This window comes from Streptomyces sp. NBC_00872 (genome assembly GCF_045161915.1).
Lineage (GTDB): Bacteria > Actinomycetota > Actinomycetes > Streptomycetales > Streptomycetaceae > Streptomyces.
Genome location: NZ_CP108806.1, coordinates 6,097,087 through 6,113,376, shown reverse-complemented (window position 1 = coordinate 6,113,376; position 16,290 = coordinate 6,097,087). Strand labels below are relative to the sequence as shown.

Below are 16,290 nucleotides of genomic sequence, written 5' to 3'. Positions count from 1 at the left end.
GCGCCTCCGGCGGCTTCTGAGTGCCTCCCGGGCCCGTCTGTTCAGCTCCCGGCCCGCCTGTTGAGCTCCCGGCCCGTCTGTTCAGCGTCGCTGGCAGGTGGGGCACCAGAAGAGATTGCGGGCGGCGAGGGGGGCCGTGCGGATCTCGGTGGCGCAGAGGTGGCAGGTGAGCCGGGCGCGGCGGTAGACGTAGACCTCGCCGCCGTGGTCGTCCACGCGCGGGGGGCGGTTCATCGCCTCGGGGGTGTGTTCGGGCCGGACGGTGTCGATGCGGTTGTTCCGTACACCCTCGCGCATCAGGGCCACCAGATCCGCCCAGATCGCGTCCCACTCGCGGCGGGTGACGTCCTTGCCCGCGCGGTACGGGTCGATGCCGTGCCGGAAGAGGACCTCCGCGCGATAGACGTTGCCGACGCCGGCGATCACCTTCTGGTCCATGAGCAGGGCGGCGACGGTCGTACGGGAGCGGGAGATCCGGGCCCACGCCTTCTCGCCGTCGTCGGCGGGGCGCAGCGGGTCCGGGCCGAGGCGGTCGTGTATCGCCCGCTTCTCCGGGGCGGTGATCAGAGCGCAGGTGGTGGGGCCGCGCAGATCCATGTACGCCGTGGCGGAGGCGATCCGGAGCCGGACGGTGTCGGTGGGCGGCGGGGCGGGCGCGTCACCGAAGCCGACCTTGCCGAAGAGCCCGAGATGGATATGGACCCAGCCGACGTCCTCGCCGAAGCCGAGGAAGAGGTGCTTGCCGTGGGCGTCCACGTCCGCGAAGACCCCGCCGTCGAGCAGGGCCGCGCTGTCGGAGAACTTGCCCTGCGGGCTGGTGACCCGTACCGCGGTGCCCCCGAAACGGTCGAGATGGTCCTCGGCGAGGCGGTGGATCGTATGCCCCTCGGGCACAGTTGCTCCTGATCGGTACGGGGTCGGGCGGGCACGGGGTCCGGCGGGCGCCGGGCCCAGTGCGCGGGGTCATGGCATGGCTGTGTGTGTGGGGGGGGCCACGGCATGGCTGTGCCGCCGGAATCCGCCCGGCGGCACGCGGTCCGGTCAGTCCTGCTGCGGGTGGTGGGCCGGAATGGGCGGCAGTTCGTGGGTCGCCTCGTACTCCGTGAGCATGTCGATCCTGCGCGCGTGCCGCTCCGCGCCCGAGTACGGGGTCTTGAGGAACACCTCGATGAACGAGACCGCCTCGTCGCGGCTGTGCATACGGCCGCCGACGGAGATCACGTTCGCGTTGTTGTGCTCGCGGCCGAGCGCCGCCGTCTGCTCGCTCCAGGCGAGCACGGCCCGTACTCCCCTGACCTTGTTCGCGGCGATCTGCTCGCCGTTGCCGGAACCGCCGATGACGATGCCGAGGCTGTCCGGGTCCGCGGCCGTGCGCTCCGCGGCGCGCAGGCAGAACGGCGGGTAGTCGTCCTCGGCGTCATAGATGTGCGGACCGCAGTCGACGGGCTCATGGCCATGTGCGGTGAGCCACTCGACGAGATGGTTCTTGAGTTCGAAGCCGGCATGGTCGGAACCGAGATACACGCGCATGGTCCGAGTGTGGCACGCGCGACGCCGGGTAGCGGTCAGCGGGGTCGTGGCCCGGCACCGGTGCCGCGCCCCCGGACAGAAGATCCGGAGAAAGATCCGGATCTGCGGCTTTCCTTAAGGATTGATGAATGACCTCGCTGCCATCCCCCATAAAGGCAGGCGGAGACCCCGGTGAACCTGGGAATTCGCACTCCCCCACGTCCGGCCATGCCAACAGCGGAGAACCCGGAGAAGGCGGGGACGGCGGGGACGGCCTTCAGGCCGGACTCAAGAACCGCCATCTCTCCATGATCGCGATCGGCGGGGTGATCGGCGCCGGGCTCTTCGTGGGCTCCGGCGCCGGCATCGCCGCCGCCGGGCCCGCCATCCTGCTGTCGTACGCGCTGGTCGGCCTGATGGTCGTCCTCGTGATGCGGATGCTCGGCGAGATGGCCGCGGCGCGGCCGACGTCCGGCTCCTTCTCGGCGTACGCGGACCGCGCGCTCGGCCGCTGGGCGGGTTTCTCGATCGGCTGGCTGTACTGGTTCTTCTGGGTCGTGGTGCTGGCGGTCGAGGCGACCGCGGGCGCGCGGATCCTGGAGGGCTGGGTACCGGCCGTACCGCAGTGGGCCTGGGCGCTGATCGTGATGGTCGTGCTGACGGCCACGAACCTCGTCTCCGTCGCGTCGTACGGGGAGTTCGAGTTCTGGTTCGCCGGAATCAAGGTGGTGGCGATCGCGGCGTTCGTCGTCGTCGGTCTGCTGGCCGTGTTCGGGCTGCTGCCCGGCTCCGACAACCCGGGCGCCGGTTTCGCCCATCTCGGTGACACCGGCGGCTTCCTGCCCGAGGGGCCCGGCGCGATCCTGACCGGTGTGCTGATGGTGGTCTTCTCGTTCATGGGCAGCGAGATCGTCACGCTCGCCGCCGGTGAGTCCGCCGATCCGCAGCGGGCCGTCTCCAAGGCCACCAACAGTGTGATCTGGCGGATCGCCGTCTTCTATCTCGGCTCGGTCTTCGTCGTCCTGACGCTGCTCCCCTGGAACGATCCCTCGATCGTCAAGGACGGCTCGTACGTCGCGGCCCTGAACTCGATCGGCATCCCGCACGCCGGACAGGTGATGAACGTCATCGTGCTGACGGCCGTGCTGTCCTGTCTCAACTCCGGTCTCTACACGGCATCCCGGATGGCGTTCTCGCTCGGTCGGCGCGGCGACGCGCCCAGGTCCTTCGCGCGGACGAACGCGCGGGGCGTGCCGCGCGCCGCGATCCTGTCGTCCGTCCTCTTCGGCTTCGTGGCCGTCTTCTTCAACTACCGGTGGCCGGACACGGTCTTCGCGTTCCTGCTCAACTCGTCCGGAGCGGTGGCGCTCTTCGTCTGGCTGGTCATCTGCTGCACCCAGCTCAGGATGCGCGGGATCATCCTGCGCGAGTCGCCCGGAAAACTGGTCGTACGGATGTGGCTCTTCCCGTATCTGACCTGGGCGACGATCGCGATGATCGTGTTCGTGCTCGTCTATATGCTCACCGACGACACCGCGCGGGAGCAGGTGCTGCTCTCGCTGCTGGTGGCGGCGGTCGTGGTGGGCATCGCGCTGGTACGGAACGCACGCGGGCGGCGGACGCCGGCGGGTGTCCCGAAGGGCGAGGCAGCCGATGCCGCCGACTGAGCCGACAGGAGCGGGCGCGACCGGCGCCGGCCGCGCCGGCCCCGACGGCCGGGGCGGTGGCATCGGCCCCGGCGGCCGGGTCGGTCCCGGCGATCAGGTCAGCCGCGACGGCCGATGAGCTTCCAGGCCGCCGGCAGCGCGCCCATCGCCAGCGCGGCCTTGAGCGCGTCACCGAGCAGGAAGGGCACCAGGCCCGCCGAGATCGCGGCACCCGGTGACATGCCGGCGTAGACGGCCAGGTAGGGGACGCCGACCGCGTAGATGATCACGGAGCCCGCCACCATCGTCCCCGCCGTACGGAGTACGGAACGGTCGCCGCCACGGCGGGCCAGCGCACCCACCGCCGTGGCGGCGAGCAGCATGCCCAGGACATAGCCGAAGGAGGCGCCGCCCGGACCCGAGGAGCCCGCCGAGAACCACGGCATCCCGGCCGACCCGAGCAGCGCGTAGACGGCGAGGGAGAGGAAGCCCCGCCGGGCGCCGAGGGAGGTGCCCACGAGCAGCGCGGCGAAGGTCTGGCCGGTGACGGGGACCGGGGAGCCGGGGACCGGTACGGAGATCTGCGCCGCGAGACCGGTGAGTACGGCGCCGCCGATGACCAGGGCGATGTCCCGGACGCGGGTGGCGGGGAGCAGATCGGCGAGGACCGCTCCGGTACGGGGGGCTGCGGCGGCAGTGGTCATGGGGACTCCGCGGTCGAGGGGGGCGCAGAAAACACAGGAAGCGCAGGGACAGCCCGACGGTAACCCGCCGGTTCGTGCCGTTTCACCGTCGGCTGTCCACAAAGTGAAGGTCGGAGGCTTGTCGGAGGTGGCACATGGTGCCATGTCGCACAGGGAGCCGGAGGGGACGACGGGGGAGGACGGCGGCGGCGCCGCGGAAACGACGGACGTGCCGTATTGCTGCTAGCATGCACTTGCATAAGACTTGCAATAAGAGGTCGGAGGGCTCGGACACATGGCCACGTACACGCTTCCTGAACTCCCGTACGACTACGCGGCGCTCGAACCGGTCATCAATCCGCAGATCGTCGAGCTGCACCACGACAAGCACCACGCCGCCTACGTCAAGGGCGCCAACGACACCCTGGAGCAGCTCGCGGAGGCGCGTGACAAGGAGTCCTGGGGTGCGATCAACGGACTGGAGAAGAGCCTCGCGTTCCATCTCTCCGGCCACATCCTGCACTCGATCTACTGGCACAACATGACCGGTGACGGCGGCGGTGAGCCGCTCGCCGAGGACGGGGTCGGTGAGCTGGCGGACGCGCTGGCCGCGTCCTTCGGCTCGTTCGCCGGCTTCAAGTCCCAGCTCACCAAGGCCGCGGCGACGACCCAGGGCTCCGGGTGGGGGGTGCTCGCGTACGAGCCGGTCAGCGGACGGCTGATCGTCGAGCAGATCTACGACCACCAGGGCAATGTGGGCCAGGGGTCGGTGCCGATCCTGGTCTTCGACGCCTGGGAGCACGCCTTCTACCTCCAGTACAAGAACCAGAAGGTGGACTTCGTCGAGGCGATGTGGCGGGTCGTCAACTGGCAGGACGTGGCGAAGCGTTACACCGCGGCCAGGGAGCGCGCGAACAACCTGCTGCTCGCGCCCTGACGCCCTGAGCCGCGCCGAGCCGTCCAGGGCTGTCCCGGGCTGTACCAGGCCGTCCCGGGCCGTCCCGGGCCGTCCCGGGCGCGCCCCGGACCTCCCCCGGCCGGGGCCGTACGCGTCCTGCTCGTGATCGTCTTCTCACCCTTCACGCGCGGGCGGAAAGAGGAAGGACCCCCGCGAGGACATGACTCGCGGGGGTCCTTCCGTGTCACGCGGAGACGCGCTTCCGCGCGGACTCGGTCGAACGCGGACTCAGTCGAAGATGGGGCCCTGGGTCCTCGTCCTCTTGATCTCGTAGAACCCCGGGATCGACGCCACCATCAGCGTGCCGTCCCAGAGCTTCGCGGCCTCCTCGCCCTTGGGGGCCGGGGTGACGACGGGGCCGAAGAAGGCGACCTGCTCGCCGTTCTCGCCGGGGACGGCGATGACGGGGGTGCCCACCTCCTGGCCGACCTTGTCGATGCCCTCCTTGTGGGAGGCGCGCAGCTCCGTGTCGTACGTGTCGGTGTCGGCGTAGTCGATCAGGTCCGCGGGCAGTCCGACCTCGTCCAGCGCACCGGCGATCGCCTCGCGGGTGGCGCCCTCGCCGCGGTTGTGGAAGCGGGTGCCGAGCGCCGTGTAGAGCTTGCCGATGACCTCGTCGCCGTGCTTCTGCTGGGCGGCGATCACCACACGGACGGGCGCCCAGGCCTTGGCGAGGCCCTCGCGGTACTCCTCGGGAATGTCCTTGTCCTCGTTGAGGACGGCCAGGCTCATCACATGCCAGCGCACCTCGATGTCGCGGACCTTCTCGACTTCGAGGACCCAGCGCGAGGTCATCCAGGCCCAGGGGCACAGCGGGTCGAACCAGAAGTCAACAGGGGTCTTGTCGGACATGACTCTCCTCGTAACGGCGGTGAACACACCTCGGATACACCTCACTGGACCAACGTCCCGGGCGGTCGGGAGCATTCCCCGATGCCGTCTGTCGTGGGCACATGGGAGGATCGCTGCGATTCCGACAAGCCAGACCAGCCATGAGGCGAGCCACGAAGGAGTGACCGTGCCCGGTGAGAACCTGTCCCGCGACGAGGCCCGTGAGCGGGCCGGCCTGCTGTCCGTAGACGGGTACGAGGTCCGCCTCGACCTGCGCTCGGCGGTGGACGGGACGCCGGACGCGCTCTCCGCGCCGGAGGCCGCCCAGGACACGCCCGCCGCGCCCGCCGCGCCCGCCTCCCCGCGGACCTTCCGCTCCGTGACGACGATCCGGTTCCGCTGCTCACGGCCGGGCGCCTCGACCTTCGCGGATCTGATCGCACCGGGCGTGAACGCGGTGACGCTCAACGGGGAGGAGCTGGACCCCGCCACCGTCTTCGACGGCTCGCGGATCGCCCTGCACGGCCTCCGGGCCGAGAACGTACTGACCGTGGACGCGCGGTGCGCGTACAGCCGCACCGGCGAGGGCCTGCACCGCTTCGTCGATCCGGAGGACGGCGAGGTCTATCTCTACACGCAGTACGAGCCGGCCGATGCCCGCCGTGTCTTCGTCAACTTCGAGCAGCCCGACCTCAAGGCCCCGTACCGCTTCGAGGTGACCGCGCCCGAGGGCTGGACGGTCTGGAGCAACGGCGAGGGCACACTGACCGACGGGGTGTGGCACTTCGCGGAGACGAAGCCGATCTCCACGTACATCACGGCCGTCGTCGCCGGTCCGTACCACTATGTGACCGACTCCTACCGCCGTACGTTCGAGGACGGCACCGTGCTGGAGATCCCGCTCGGCGCGATGTGCCGCAAGGGGCTCGCCCGGCACTTCGACGCGGACGACGTCTTCCTGATCACCAAGCAGGGCCTGGACTTCTTCCACGACCACTTCGACTACCCGTATCCGTTCGGGAAGTACGACCAGGCGTTCGTGCCCGAGTACAACCTCGGCGCGATGGAGAACCCGGGCCTGGTGACCTTCCGCGAGGAGTACATCTTCCGGGGCTATGTGACCCGGGCGTCGTACGAGCGCAGGGCGAACACGATCCTGCACGAGATGGCGCACATGTGGTTCGGCGATCTGGTCACCATGCGGTGGTGGGACGACCTCTGGCTGAAGGAGTCCTTCGCCGACTTCATGGGCTCGTTCTCGCTGGTCGGGGCGACCCGTTTCAGCAACGGCTGGATCACCTTCGCCAACAACCGCAAGGCGTGGGCGTACCGCGCGGACCAGCTGCCCTCCACCCATCCCGTCACGGCCGACATCCGGGACCTGGAGGACGCCAAGCTGAACTTCGACGGCATCACGTACGCCAAGGGCGCGTCGGTGCTCAAGCAGCTCGTGGCGTACGTCGGCCAGGACGCGTTCCTGGAGGGCGCCAGGCGTTACTTCAAGCGGAACGAGTACGGGAACACGGAGCTGGGCGATCTGCTCTCCGCGCTGGAGGAGACGTCCGGGCGCGACATGGCGGGCTGGGCCCGCTCCTGGCTCCAGACGGCCGGGGTCAACTCCCTCACCCCGCAGGCGACATATCTCGGCGACGGGCGGATCGTCGAGCTGGCCGTGGTGCAGGACGCCCCGGAGTCGCACCCCGAGCTGCGTCCGCACCGGGTGGCCGTGGGACTGTACCGGCGCACGCCGGAGGGCGAACTCGTACGGTACGCGCGCGCCGAGACGGATGTCGCCGGGCCGCGTACGGTCGTCACCGAGCTGGCGGGGGCCGAGCACCCCGATCTGATCCTCGTCAACGACGACGATCTGACGTACTGCAAGATCCGCTTCGACGCGGAGTCGCTGGACACCCTGCGCGCCCGCCTCAGCGATCTCACCGACCCGCTCGCCCGCGCCCTGTGCTGGTCGGCGGCGTGGAATCTCACCCGGGACGCGCTGATGCCCGCGCGGGACTTCATCGTGCTGGTGCTCACCCACGCGGGCCGGGAGACGGACATCGGTGTGCTCCAGATGGTGCACGCCTGGGCACGGTCCGCGCTCAGCCACTACGCGGCGCCGGAGTGGCGTGAGCACGGCCGGTGGCTGCTGGCCGGGAACGCGCTGCGGGAGCTGCGCGCGGCCGGGCCGGGCAGTGAGCACCAGCTCACCTGGGCGCGGTTCTTCGCCACGGTCGCGGCGGCGGACGAGGATCTCCAGCTGCTGCGCGGGCTGCTGGACGGTACGGCGAAGATCGACGGTCTCCATGTCGACCAGGAGCTGCGCTGGGCGTTCCTGGAGCCGCTGGCCGCGCACGGGGCGGCGGACGAGTCGGTCATCGACGCGGAACTGGCCCTGGACGACACGGCGTCGGGCAAGCGCCACCAGGTGCGGTGTCTGGCGGCGCGGCCCTCGGCGGCGGTCAAGGCGCAGGACTGGGCGCGGGTCGTCGAGTCGGACGCGCTCTCGAACGCGCTCGTCGAAGCGGTGATCGCCGGTTTCGCACAGCCGGGGCAGCGGGAGCTGATCGCTCCGTACGCGGCGAAGTACTTCGAGGTCATCGAGCGGGTGTGGGCGGAGCGTTCGATCCAGATCGCCATGCATGTGGTGCGGGGGCTGTATCCGGGGCTCCAGGGCGACCGTACGACCCTGGACGCCACGGAGGCCTGGCTCGACGCGCACCCGGACGCGGCGCCGGCGCTGCGCAGGCTGGTGCTGGAGGCGGGGGACGATCTGGCGCGGGCGCTGCGCGGCCAGGCGTGCGACACGGAGGCGGGGCGCGGAGGGTGGACGGGGCCCGACTCGGTCCCGGTGTGGCCGGGGCGGGGCTGATCATACGAAGAGTCTCATGGCGTCACCTGTGTGATTCGTACGAAGAGTCTCGCGTTATCGGCAGTCGAACGCCCGTACTTTAGGCCGAGCTTGTCCAATTTTGTCGACGAACTCGTAACAGGGGTTAGAGGGGTGGCGCGGCGCGGGCAGGACCGGGGCATGAACAACAACACCACCCCCCTCTTCCCCTGCCCCCTCAGCGACCTCGCCGGCTCCGGTGACGTACGGCACCGTGTGCTCTCGCTCGCGCAGTTGCGCGAGCACGGGGTGGCGGCGGGCCGGGCCGCCGCGCAGTCCCGCCCCGACGGCCCCTGGCAGCAACTGCTGCCGGGGGTCTATCTGCTGCACTCGGGGACGCCGACGAGCGAGGAGCGGCTGCACGCGGTACTGCTGTACGCGGGCCGGCCGAGCGCGAAGGCGGTACCGGTGCAGCCGGGCCCGTCGTCGCCGCCGTCCCCGGCTCCGTCCTGCCCGCCGTACGACTCCGTGATGATCACAGGACTCGCGGCGCTGGCGCTGTACGGCTTCTCCGCCACGCCGGGGCTGCTCTCGCTGGAACAGATCGACGTCCTGGTCCCGCGCACCCGGCGGCTGCGGTCGACGGGGTGCGCCCGGCTGATCCGTACGCACTCCCTGCCCCCGCCCGAGCAGGTCACCGGGCTGCCGGTGGCGCCCGTGGCCCGTGCGGTGGCCGACGCGGTCGCGGAACTGACCGACGCGCGCACGGTGGTCGAGCTGCTGACCGAAGCGGTACGCGGCGGCCGGTGCGAACCGGCCGCGGTGGTGCGGGAACTGAATCTGTCCGGCCTGCTGGCACGGCCCCATGTGGTGGAGGCGGTCGACTCACTGCTCACGGAGGGGCGGGCGCTGGCGGAGAGGCGGCTGTACGAGATGGTGCGGACGTACGAACTGTCCGAGCCGGTATGGAACGTCGACCTGCGCCTTCCCGGCGGGCCGGCGCTCGGCAGTGTGGACGCGTACTGGCCGGAGTTCGCGGTCGCGGTGGAACTGGACACGAGGGCCCCGCACCGGGGAAACGCCGGCGCCGGCGCGGGCGCGGCGGACGAGGAGGCGGAGTGGTCGGAGGCCGTCCGCAAGCGCGAGCACCTGGAGCGGCTGGGCATCACGGTCGTCCACCTGACCCCGAGGAAGCTCAGGGAGTCGCTGGAACAGCAGGCGACGGTGGTCCGCACGGCCCTGATGGCGGCGGACGACCGGGACCCGGCGGCGCGGGTCCTGGTGCTCCCGAGATAACGCCTCCCGCCGGTGGTCCGGCTTCCCGCCCGGACGCGGGGCGGGAAACAAGCCCGTCCGGCGATTGAGGACGAACCGGCCACCCGGGCGGAACCGGGCCAAGAAAATCAGCCGCAGAACTCCGCTTCCATCACGGCGTCCGAGGTGCCCGTCCAGTCGCCGTTGTAGTTCAGGGCGACCGAGTGCGTGCCGTCCACGGCGGTCGCGGCGGCTGAGGAGGAGCCGTGGATGCCGCCGTCGTGGCCCCAGACCACCGTGCCGCAGGGGAGTTCGTGGGACTGGAGGCCGAGGCCGTAGGCGTAGCCGTCGCTCAGGGGGACGGTGGTCTTCATCTCGTCGAGTTGCCGCTCCGGCAGCAGCTCGCCCTTGAGCAGCGCGCTGTAGAAGCGGTTCAGATCGCCGGTGGTGGAGATCATGGCGCCCGACGCGCCCGCGACCGTCGGGTTGAGTTCGGTGACGTCGTGGACCGGCGCCGCCGGGTCCTGGGAGAACTTCGAGTAGGCGCGGCCCGCCGGGTGGGGCATCCGGGCGTCGGTGCCGGGCAGGCTGGTGGCGCGCAGGCCCAGCGGGCGCAGAATGCGGCGGTCGATCTCGGTGGCGTACGGACGGCCCGTCACCTTCTCGATGACCAGCCCGGCGAGGACGTAGTTGGTGTTGGAGTAGCCCCAGTCCGTGCCGGGCTCGAACTCGGGCTGGTGGGCGAGGGCGAGTCCGACCAGGTCACGGGGGCTCCAGGTGTCGTAGCGGTGCTGGAAGAAGCCATCGCCGAAGATCTTGCCGATGAACCCCGCGTCGGAGGTGTAGTTGTAGATCCCGCTGGTGTGGTTGAGCAACTGGCGCAGGGTGATCACGCGTCCGTCGTGGCCGTTGCCGCGCACCAGTCCGGGCAGCACGCTGTGGACGGTGTCGTCCAGGTCGACCCGGCCCTCCGCCTCCAGTTGGAGCAGCACCGTGGCGACGAAGGTCTTGGTGACGGACCCGACGCGGAAACGGTCCTGCGGAAGGCGTTCACGGCCGGTGGCGCGATTCGCCACGCCCGCGTTCCCGTTCCAGACGCCCTTGCGGTCGGTCACCTGGGCCAGCGCTCCCGGCACGCCCTCCTGGACGGCGGCGTCGAGGGCTCGCTGTGCGGCGCGGTGGGCGGGAACGTATCGGTCCGGGGCCGGGGCGGCCGCCGCCGGGCCGATGAGCGCCGTGCCGGCGACGACCACGGCCGCCAGGGCTCCCGTCCACGCGATCCTGACCGTAGGTACTGCCATGCGAACTCCCCTGTTGTGCGAACGCGGTCGGCAGGCAGGACGCCCGTGGCGCCGGTCGGGTTTTCCGCTCTCGGCGGGTTGACCCGCTTTCAGCCGTTCCCGGGGAAACGGCCGAGCGCCGGTCGCTCACGCCACAGTCCCAGGCCGGTGTCGACGAGTTCGACGCGGTCCAGCTCCTGGACCGCGTCCAGGGGAAACCAGGCGGCCAGATCGGTGGAGCCGTCGGCCTCGGGGCGCAGTGAACCCCCGTTGATCCGGGCCTCGTAGATGATGCGCAGGCCCTGGAAGTCCGCGAAGCTGCCGAGTTTGCGCGGGTAGCGGCGGCGGATCGAGTCCACACCGAGCAGTGCCGTCATCTCGGCGGTGTAGCCGGTCTCCTCCTCGACCTCGCGGACGGCCGCGTCGACGGGGTCCTCACCGTGGTCCATACCGCCGCCCGGGAGCGTCCAGCGTTTGGTGCCGTCACGGGCCACCCACCGCGCGAGAAGGATCTGTTCACCCTGAACGCACACGGCGTAGGCGGCGACTCGTAGCTCCTGGTTCATCCCGCGAGGGTAGAACCATGACGGCGACGAGATCCGGGGCTCCGGAGGATGTGTCCGATTGATCCTTCATGGCGCAACCGCCGCGCTGGCGGATGTGCGCCATGACCGAAACGCGTCCCTGACAGCTCTCCACAAACCCCTGTCACTTAGGAAAAGCTGAGCGGTCATCCGGTACCGAAATCCGGACTGTCTCTTTCACAAGCAGGGATGCTGATGACCTCCGAATCCGAGCGCTCCATATCCGGACCGAGACGCGTGGCCAGGGTCGCGGCGGCGGCCGGCCTGGTGGCCGCGCTGATCGCCTCCGGTGCGGTGCCCGCGTTCTCCGCGACAGGCGCCGACGACCCGGCCGCCCCCGTTCCCGTCAAGTCGTCCTCAGACAAGCTGGGGTCGGCCGACGCCGATCTGCTCGCCAAGGCCGAGGCCTCGGGCGAGAAGAACATATCCCTGATGGTCGCCACCGCTCCCGGGGCGACCGAGCAGGTCGCCGGCCAGCTCGACGCCGTCCCCGGCGCCGTGGTCGGCAAGACGTACGACAAGCTCGGTTACGTACGGGCGACGCTCCCCACAGCCAAGGCGGACGCGGCGATCAGGGCGGCCCAGAAGCTCTCATCCGTGCACGGCATCGATCTCAACCAGGAGATCAAGCTCGACGACCCGAGGCCCGCGGGTGACGCGGTGCAGGGCGCGAAGGGCTCCGCCGAGGCCTCGGACGTGGAGAAGTACCCGGCGCCGGACAGCAGGACCGCCGCGGAGAACCCGTACAACCCGTCCTTCGAGACCGGTGCGGTGGACTTCGTCCGGAAGAACCCGACGGCCGACGGCCGTGGTGTGACCATCGGCATCCTGGACTCGGGCGTCGACCTCGCCCACCCGGCGCTCCAGAAGACCACCACCGGTGAGCGCAAGATCGTCGACTGGGTGACGGCCACCGACCCGGTCGCCGACGCCGACGGCACCTGGCGCATCATGAACGCCGCGGTGGCGGGCCCGTCGTTCACGGCGGGCGGACGTACGTGGACGGCGCCGGCCGGCTCGTACAAGTTCAACCTGTTCCGCGAGAACGCCACGCTCGGCGGCGAGATGGCGGGCGACCTCAACCGCGACGGTGACACCACCGATGTGTGGGGTGTGCTCTACGACCCGGCCGCCGGAACCGTCCGCGTCGATCTGAACAACGACGGCGACTTCACGAACGACGTGGCGATGAAGCCGTACAAGGACGGCTTCCAGATCGGCTACTTCGGTACGGACGACCCGGCCACCCCGGTGGCCGAGCGCATCCCCTTCGTGGTCGAGATCCGCAAGGACGTCGTCTACAACGCGGCGGGCGCGACCTCCGACTTCGTCAGCATCGGTGTCATCGAGGGCGCGCACGGTTCGCACGTCGCCGGTATCACCGCCGCCAACGGGCTCTTCGGCGGCAAGATGAACGGCGCCGCCCCCGGCGCCAAGCTGGTGTCCTCGCGCGCCTGCTCCTGGAGCGGCGGCTGCACCAGCATCGCGCTCACCGAGGGCATGATCGACCTCGTCGCCAACCGCGGTGTCGACATCGTCAACATGTCGATCGGCGGTCTGCCCCCGCTGAACGACGGCAACAACGCCCGTTCCGAGCTGTACACACGGCTCATCGACACCTACGGCGTCCAGCTGGTGATCTCGGCCGGCAACGACGGCCCCGGTACCAACACCATCAGTGACCCGGCCCTGGCCGACAAGGTCATCTCCGTCGCCGCGTCGATCTCCAAGGAGACCTGGGCCGCCAACTACGGCTCCGGTGTGACGAAGAAGTACGGGCTGCTCCCGTTCTCCTCCCGCGGCCCGCGCGAGGACGGCGGCTTCACGCCGACCATCACCGCCCCGGGCGCCGCCATCAACAGCACCCAGACCTGGGCGCCGGGCAGCCCGGTCGCCGAGGCGGGCTACTCGCTGCCGCCCGGCTACTCGATGCTCCAGGGCACCTCGATGGCCTCCCCGCAGGCCGCGGGCGCGAGCGCGCTGCTGATCTCGGCCGCCAAGCAGAACGGCATCGACCTCACCCCCGCCAAGCTGCGGACGGCGCTCACCAGCACCGCCGAGAAGATCGACGGTCTCCAGGCGCATGAGCAGGGCGCGGGTCTGATCGATGTCCTGGCGGCCTGGAAGGCCATCCAGCGCGACCCCAGCTCGTACGAGTACACGGTGAAGGCCCCGGTCGACACCACGATCGACGAGTTCCTGAAGACGCCCGGCTTCGGCACGGGTCTGTACGACCGTGACGGCGGCCTCCAGGCCGGCCAGAGCAGGAAGTACGACATCACCATCACCCGGACCACCGGCCCCGCGGGCCGCGTGGAGCACCGGCTGAAGTGGAAGTACAACGACGGCACCTTCGCGCTGGTCGGCAGCCACAACGTCGAGCTGCCGCTCAACCAGCCGGTCACGGTCGCCGTGGAGGCGAAGCCCGGTTCCGCCGGGGTGCACAGCGCCATCCTGGAGCTGGACGACCGTGACTCGGAGGGTGTGGACAAGCAGATCCTCACCACCGTGGTCGTCTCCAAGCCGCTGGGGGCGCCCTCGTACGCCTTCTCGGCGAACGAGTCCGTGCAGCGCAACAGCTCGACGTCGTACTTCCTGACGGTCCCGCAGGGCGCGAAGACCCTGGAGGTGGCGCTGGGCGGGCTGGCCACGGGCAGCCAGACCCGGTTCATCTCCATCCACCCGTACGGTGTGGCCGTGGAGGACAGCTCCACGATCTTCTGCTACCCGAACTACAACAACCCGAGCAACACCTGCCGTCCGGATCTGCGGTCGTACCAGAACCCGCAGCCCGGCGTCTGGGAGATCGAGGTCGAGGCCCGCCGTACGTCGCCTCTGCTCGACAACCCGTACCAGCTGGACGTGTCGATCCTCGGCGCGGTCTTCGACCCGGCGGTCACCACGCTGCCCGAGGCGAAGATCGGTACGCCGGCGCCGGTGACCTGGACGGTCACCAACAGCGCCGCCGCCATCGACGGCAAGCTCGGCGGCGGTTCGCTGGGCTCGGCGAAGGTCACCCGCCCGACCATCTCGGACGGCGACCAGATCGAGTCCACGGTCGCCATCGGCGCGGGGGTCGAGAAGCTCGACTTCACCATCGGCGGTGCCTCGGACAACAGCGCGGACCTGGACCTCCTGGTCTACCGGAACGGCGTGCTGATCGGCTCCTCCACGAGCGCCAGCGCGGACGAGACGGTCAGCCTGACCAACCCGGCCGCCGGTACGTACACGGCCGTCGTGGACGCCTACTCGGTCCCGGCCGGGACCACGGCGTACGACTACCGCGACGTGTACTACTCCGACTCGCTCGGCACGATCAGCGCCAGTGGCGCGGTCGAGCTCGACAGCGGGGCCTCGGCGCAGGCCGCGGCCGAGGTGCTGGTGAACAGCGCCGCGCCGGAGGGCCGGCAGTTCTTCGGTGAGGTGCGGCTGCTGAACGCGCGCGGCACGGCCGCGGGCACCGGCAGTGTGATCATCGCGAGCGTCACCCCGTAACGCGTGCGGTAATGGAGGGGCGGGTGTCCACACGGACGCCCGCCCCTTCGGCGTTCCTCCGCCGGGCCGTCCCCCGGACACTCCGTCCCCCGGACCATTCCGTCCTTTGGACAATGGATTGGACAACCCGGCCCGGGACAGACGCATGATGGGGGAACGCGTTCCCCGGGACGGTCACGAGTGAGGAGCCCCAGTGAAGGTCGGAATCGTCGGAGCCACCGGTCAGGTCGGCACGGTCATGCGCAGCGTCCTGGCCGAGCGGGACTTCCCCGCCACCGAACTGCGGCTCTTCGCCTCCGCCCGGTCCGCGGGCTCCGTCATCGAGTGGCAGGGGCGGGCGATCACGGTCGAGGACGCCTCCACGGCCGACTACACCGGGCTCGACATCGTGCTCTTCTCGGCCGGTGGCGCCACCTCGAAGGCGCTCGCCGAGAAGGTCGCGGGCCAGGGCGCCGTCGTGATCGACAACTCCTCCGCCTGGCGCCGTGACCCCGAGGTCCCGCTGGTCGTCTCCGAGGTCAACGCGCACGCGATCAGGAACCGCCCCAAGGGCATCATCGCCAACCCGAACTGCACCACGATGGCCGCCATGCCCGTGCTGCGCCCGCTGCACGCGGAGGCCGGGCTGACCGCGCTGGTCGCCGCCACCTATCAGGCCGTCTCCGGCTCCGGTCTCGCCGGTGTCGCCGAGCTGCACGGCCAAGCGCAGAAGGTCGTCGCCGAGGCGGACCGGCTCACCCATGACGGCGGAGCCGTCGACTTCCCCGAGCCCGCCGTCTACCAGCGGCCGATCGCCTTCAACGTGGTGCCGCTCGCGGGCAGTCTCGTGGACGACGGCTCCTTCGAGACCGACGAGGAGCAGAAGCTCCGCAACGAGTCGCGCAAGATCCTGGAGATCCCGGAGCTGAAGGTCTCCGGTACCTGTGTCCGGGTGCCGGTCTTCACGGGCCACTCGCTCCAGATCAACGCCCGCTTCGCGCGTCCGCTCAGCGTGGCGCGCGCGTACGAGCTGCTCAAGGACGCGCCGGGGGTGGAGCTGTCCGAGATCCCCACCCCGCTCCAGGCGGCCGGCCAGGACGCCTCCTACGTCGGCCGGATCCGCGACGACGAGACCGTGGAGAACGGTCTGTCGCTCTTCGTCTCCAACGACAACCTCCGCAAGGGCGCGGCGCTCAACGCCGTCCAGATCGCGGAGCTGGTGGCGGCCGAGCTGACGGGCTGAC

General features: G+C 70.3%; 12 protein-coding genes. 6 read left to right on the top strand and 6 right to left on the bottom strand.

Annotated elements, in window-relative coordinates; translation table 11 throughout:
- Positions 1 to 81: 81 nt before the first annotated feature.
- Both OG214_RS26205 and OG214_RS26200 read right to left on the bottom strand, forming a co-directional pair.
- Positions 82 to 894, bottom strand: coding sequence for an Fpg/Nei family DNA glycosylase (locus OG214_RS26205; RefSeq protein WP_405986137.1), 813 nt, complete (start codon positions 892 to 894; stop codon positions 82 to 84).
- A gap of 147 nt (positions 895 to 1,041) precedes the next feature.
- Positions 1,042 to 1,530: a ribose-5-phosphate isomerase gene (locus tag OG214_RS26200; RefSeq protein WP_405986136.1), complete on the bottom strand. Its 489-nt coding sequence runs from the start codon at positions 1,528 to 1,530 to the stop codon at positions 1,042 to 1,044.
- Positions 1,531 to 1,658: 128 nt separating this feature from the next.
- On the opposite strand from OG214_RS26200, the gene OG214_RS26195 reads away from it, so the two are divergent.
- A complete protein-coding gene (locus OG214_RS26195) occupies positions 1,659 to 3,176 on the top strand; it encodes an amino acid permease (protein ID WP_405986135.1) in 1,518 nt (505 codons plus the stop codon).
- Positions 3,177 to 3,274: 98 nt separating this feature from the next.
- Here OG214_RS26195 and OG214_RS26190 read toward each other — a convergent pair whose 3' ends face one another.
- Complete coding sequence (locus tag OG214_RS26190; protein ID WP_363080987.1) at positions 3,275 to 3,859, bottom strand: biotin transporter BioY; 585 nt, start codon at positions 3,857 to 3,859, stop codon at positions 3,275 to 3,277.
- A 274-nt stretch (positions 3,860 to 4,133) separates the two neighbouring features.
- On the opposite strand from OG214_RS26190, the gene OG214_RS26185 reads away from it, so the two are divergent.
- Entirely contained in the window at positions 4,134 to 4,775 is a 642-nt protein-coding gene (locus OG214_RS26185) for a superoxide dismutase (RefSeq protein ID WP_363080988.1), read from the top strand.
- A gap of 249 nt (positions 4,776 to 5,024) precedes the next feature.
- Here the strand turns inward: OG214_RS26185 and OG214_RS26180 are convergent, their stop codons facing one another.
- Entirely contained in the window at positions 5,025 to 5,648 is a 624-nt protein-coding gene (locus tag OG214_RS26180; RefSeq protein ID WP_363080989.1) for a DsbA family protein, read from the bottom strand.
- 166 nt (positions 5,649 to 5,814) lie between these two features.
- Between OG214_RS26180 and pepN the strand changes: the two genes are divergently transcribed.
- Together pepN and OG214_RS26170 are read left to right on the top strand one after the other, a co-directional pair.
- Positions 5,815 to 8,496 (top strand): aminopeptidase N, encoded by a 2,682-nt coding sequence (gene pepN / locus OG214_RS26175; RefSeq protein ID WP_363080990.1) that lies wholly within the window; start codon positions 5,815 to 5,817, stop codon positions 8,494 to 8,496.
- Between the two features lie 159 nt (positions 8,497 to 8,655).
- Positions 8,656 to 9,750: a hypothetical protein gene (locus OG214_RS26170; RefSeq protein WP_405986134.1), complete on the top strand. Its 1,095-nt coding sequence runs from the start codon at positions 8,656 to 8,658 to the stop codon at positions 9,748 to 9,750.
- Between the two features lie 107 nt (positions 9,751 to 9,857).
- On the opposite strand, the gene OG214_RS26165 is transcribed toward OG214_RS26170, so the two are convergent.
- Complete coding sequence (locus tag OG214_RS26165; protein ID WP_405986133.1) at positions 9,858 to 11,009, bottom strand: serine hydrolase domain-containing protein; 1,152 nt, start codon at positions 11,007 to 11,009, stop codon at positions 9,858 to 9,860.
- Between the two features lie 89 nt (positions 11,010 to 11,098).
- The gene (locus OG214_RS26160) at positions 11,099 to 11,554 is read right to left on the bottom strand and encodes an NUDIX hydrolase (protein WP_363080993.1); all 456 of its coding nucleotides are present in this window, start codon (positions 11,552 to 11,554) and stop codon (positions 11,099 to 11,101) included.
- A gap of 207 nt (positions 11,555 to 11,761) precedes the next feature.
- Here OG214_RS26160 and OG214_RS26155 point away from each other — a divergent pair, with 207 nt between their 5' ends.
- Both OG214_RS26155 and OG214_RS26150 read left to right on the top strand, forming a co-directional pair.
- On the top strand, positions 11,762 to 15,067 hold the full coding sequence (locus tag OG214_RS26155; RefSeq protein WP_405986132.1) for a S8 family serine peptidase: 3,306 nt from the start codon (positions 11,762 to 11,764) through the stop codon (positions 15,065 to 15,067).
- 193 nt (positions 15,068 to 15,260) lie between these two features.
- Positions 15,261 to 16,289 (top strand): aspartate-semialdehyde dehydrogenase, encoded by a 1,029-nt coding sequence (locus OG214_RS26150; RefSeq protein WP_365900866.1) that lies wholly within the window; start codon positions 15,261 to 15,263, stop codon positions 16,287 to 16,289.
- The last annotated feature ends 1 nt before the right edge of the window (position 16,290 follow it).

What these genes read in the sequence shown, in the direction of transcription:
- OG214_RS26200 (WP_405986136.1), bottom strand. Translation starts at nt 1,530, where the DNA reads ATGCGCGTGTATCTCGGTTCCGACCATGCCGGCTTCGAACTCAAGAAC.
- OG214_RS26195 (WP_405986135.1), top strand. Translation starts at nt 1,659, where the DNA reads ATGACCTCGCTGCCATCCCCCATAAAGGCAGGCGGAGACCCCGGTGAA.
- OG214_RS26190 (WP_363080987.1), bottom strand. Translation starts at nt 3,859, where the DNA reads ATGACCACTGCCGCCGCAGCCCCCCGTACCGGAGCGGTCCTCGCCGAT.
- OG214_RS26185 (WP_363080988.1), top strand. Translation starts at nt 4,134, where the DNA reads ATGGCCACGTACACGCTTCCTGAACTCCCGTACGACTACGCGGCGCTC.
- OG214_RS26180 (WP_363080989.1), bottom strand. Translation starts at nt 5,648, where the DNA reads ATGTCCGACAAGACCCCTGTTGACTTCTGGTTCGACCCGCTGTGCCCC.
- OG214_RS26170 (WP_405986134.1), top strand. Translation starts at nt 8,656, where the DNA reads ATGAACAACAACACCACCCCCCTCTTCCCCTGCCCCCTCAGCGACCTC.
- OG214_RS26165 (WP_405986133.1), bottom strand. Translation starts at nt 11,009, where the DNA reads ATGGCAGTACCTACGGTCAGGATCGCGTGGACGGGAGCCCTGGCGGCC.
- OG214_RS26160 (WP_363080993.1), bottom strand. Translation starts at nt 11,554, where the DNA reads ATGAACCAGGAGCTACGAGTCGCCGCCTACGCCGTGTGCGTTCAGGGT.
- OG214_RS26155 (WP_405986132.1), top strand. Translation starts at nt 11,762, where the DNA reads ATGCTGATGACCTCCGAATCCGAGCGCTCCATATCCGGACCGAGACGC.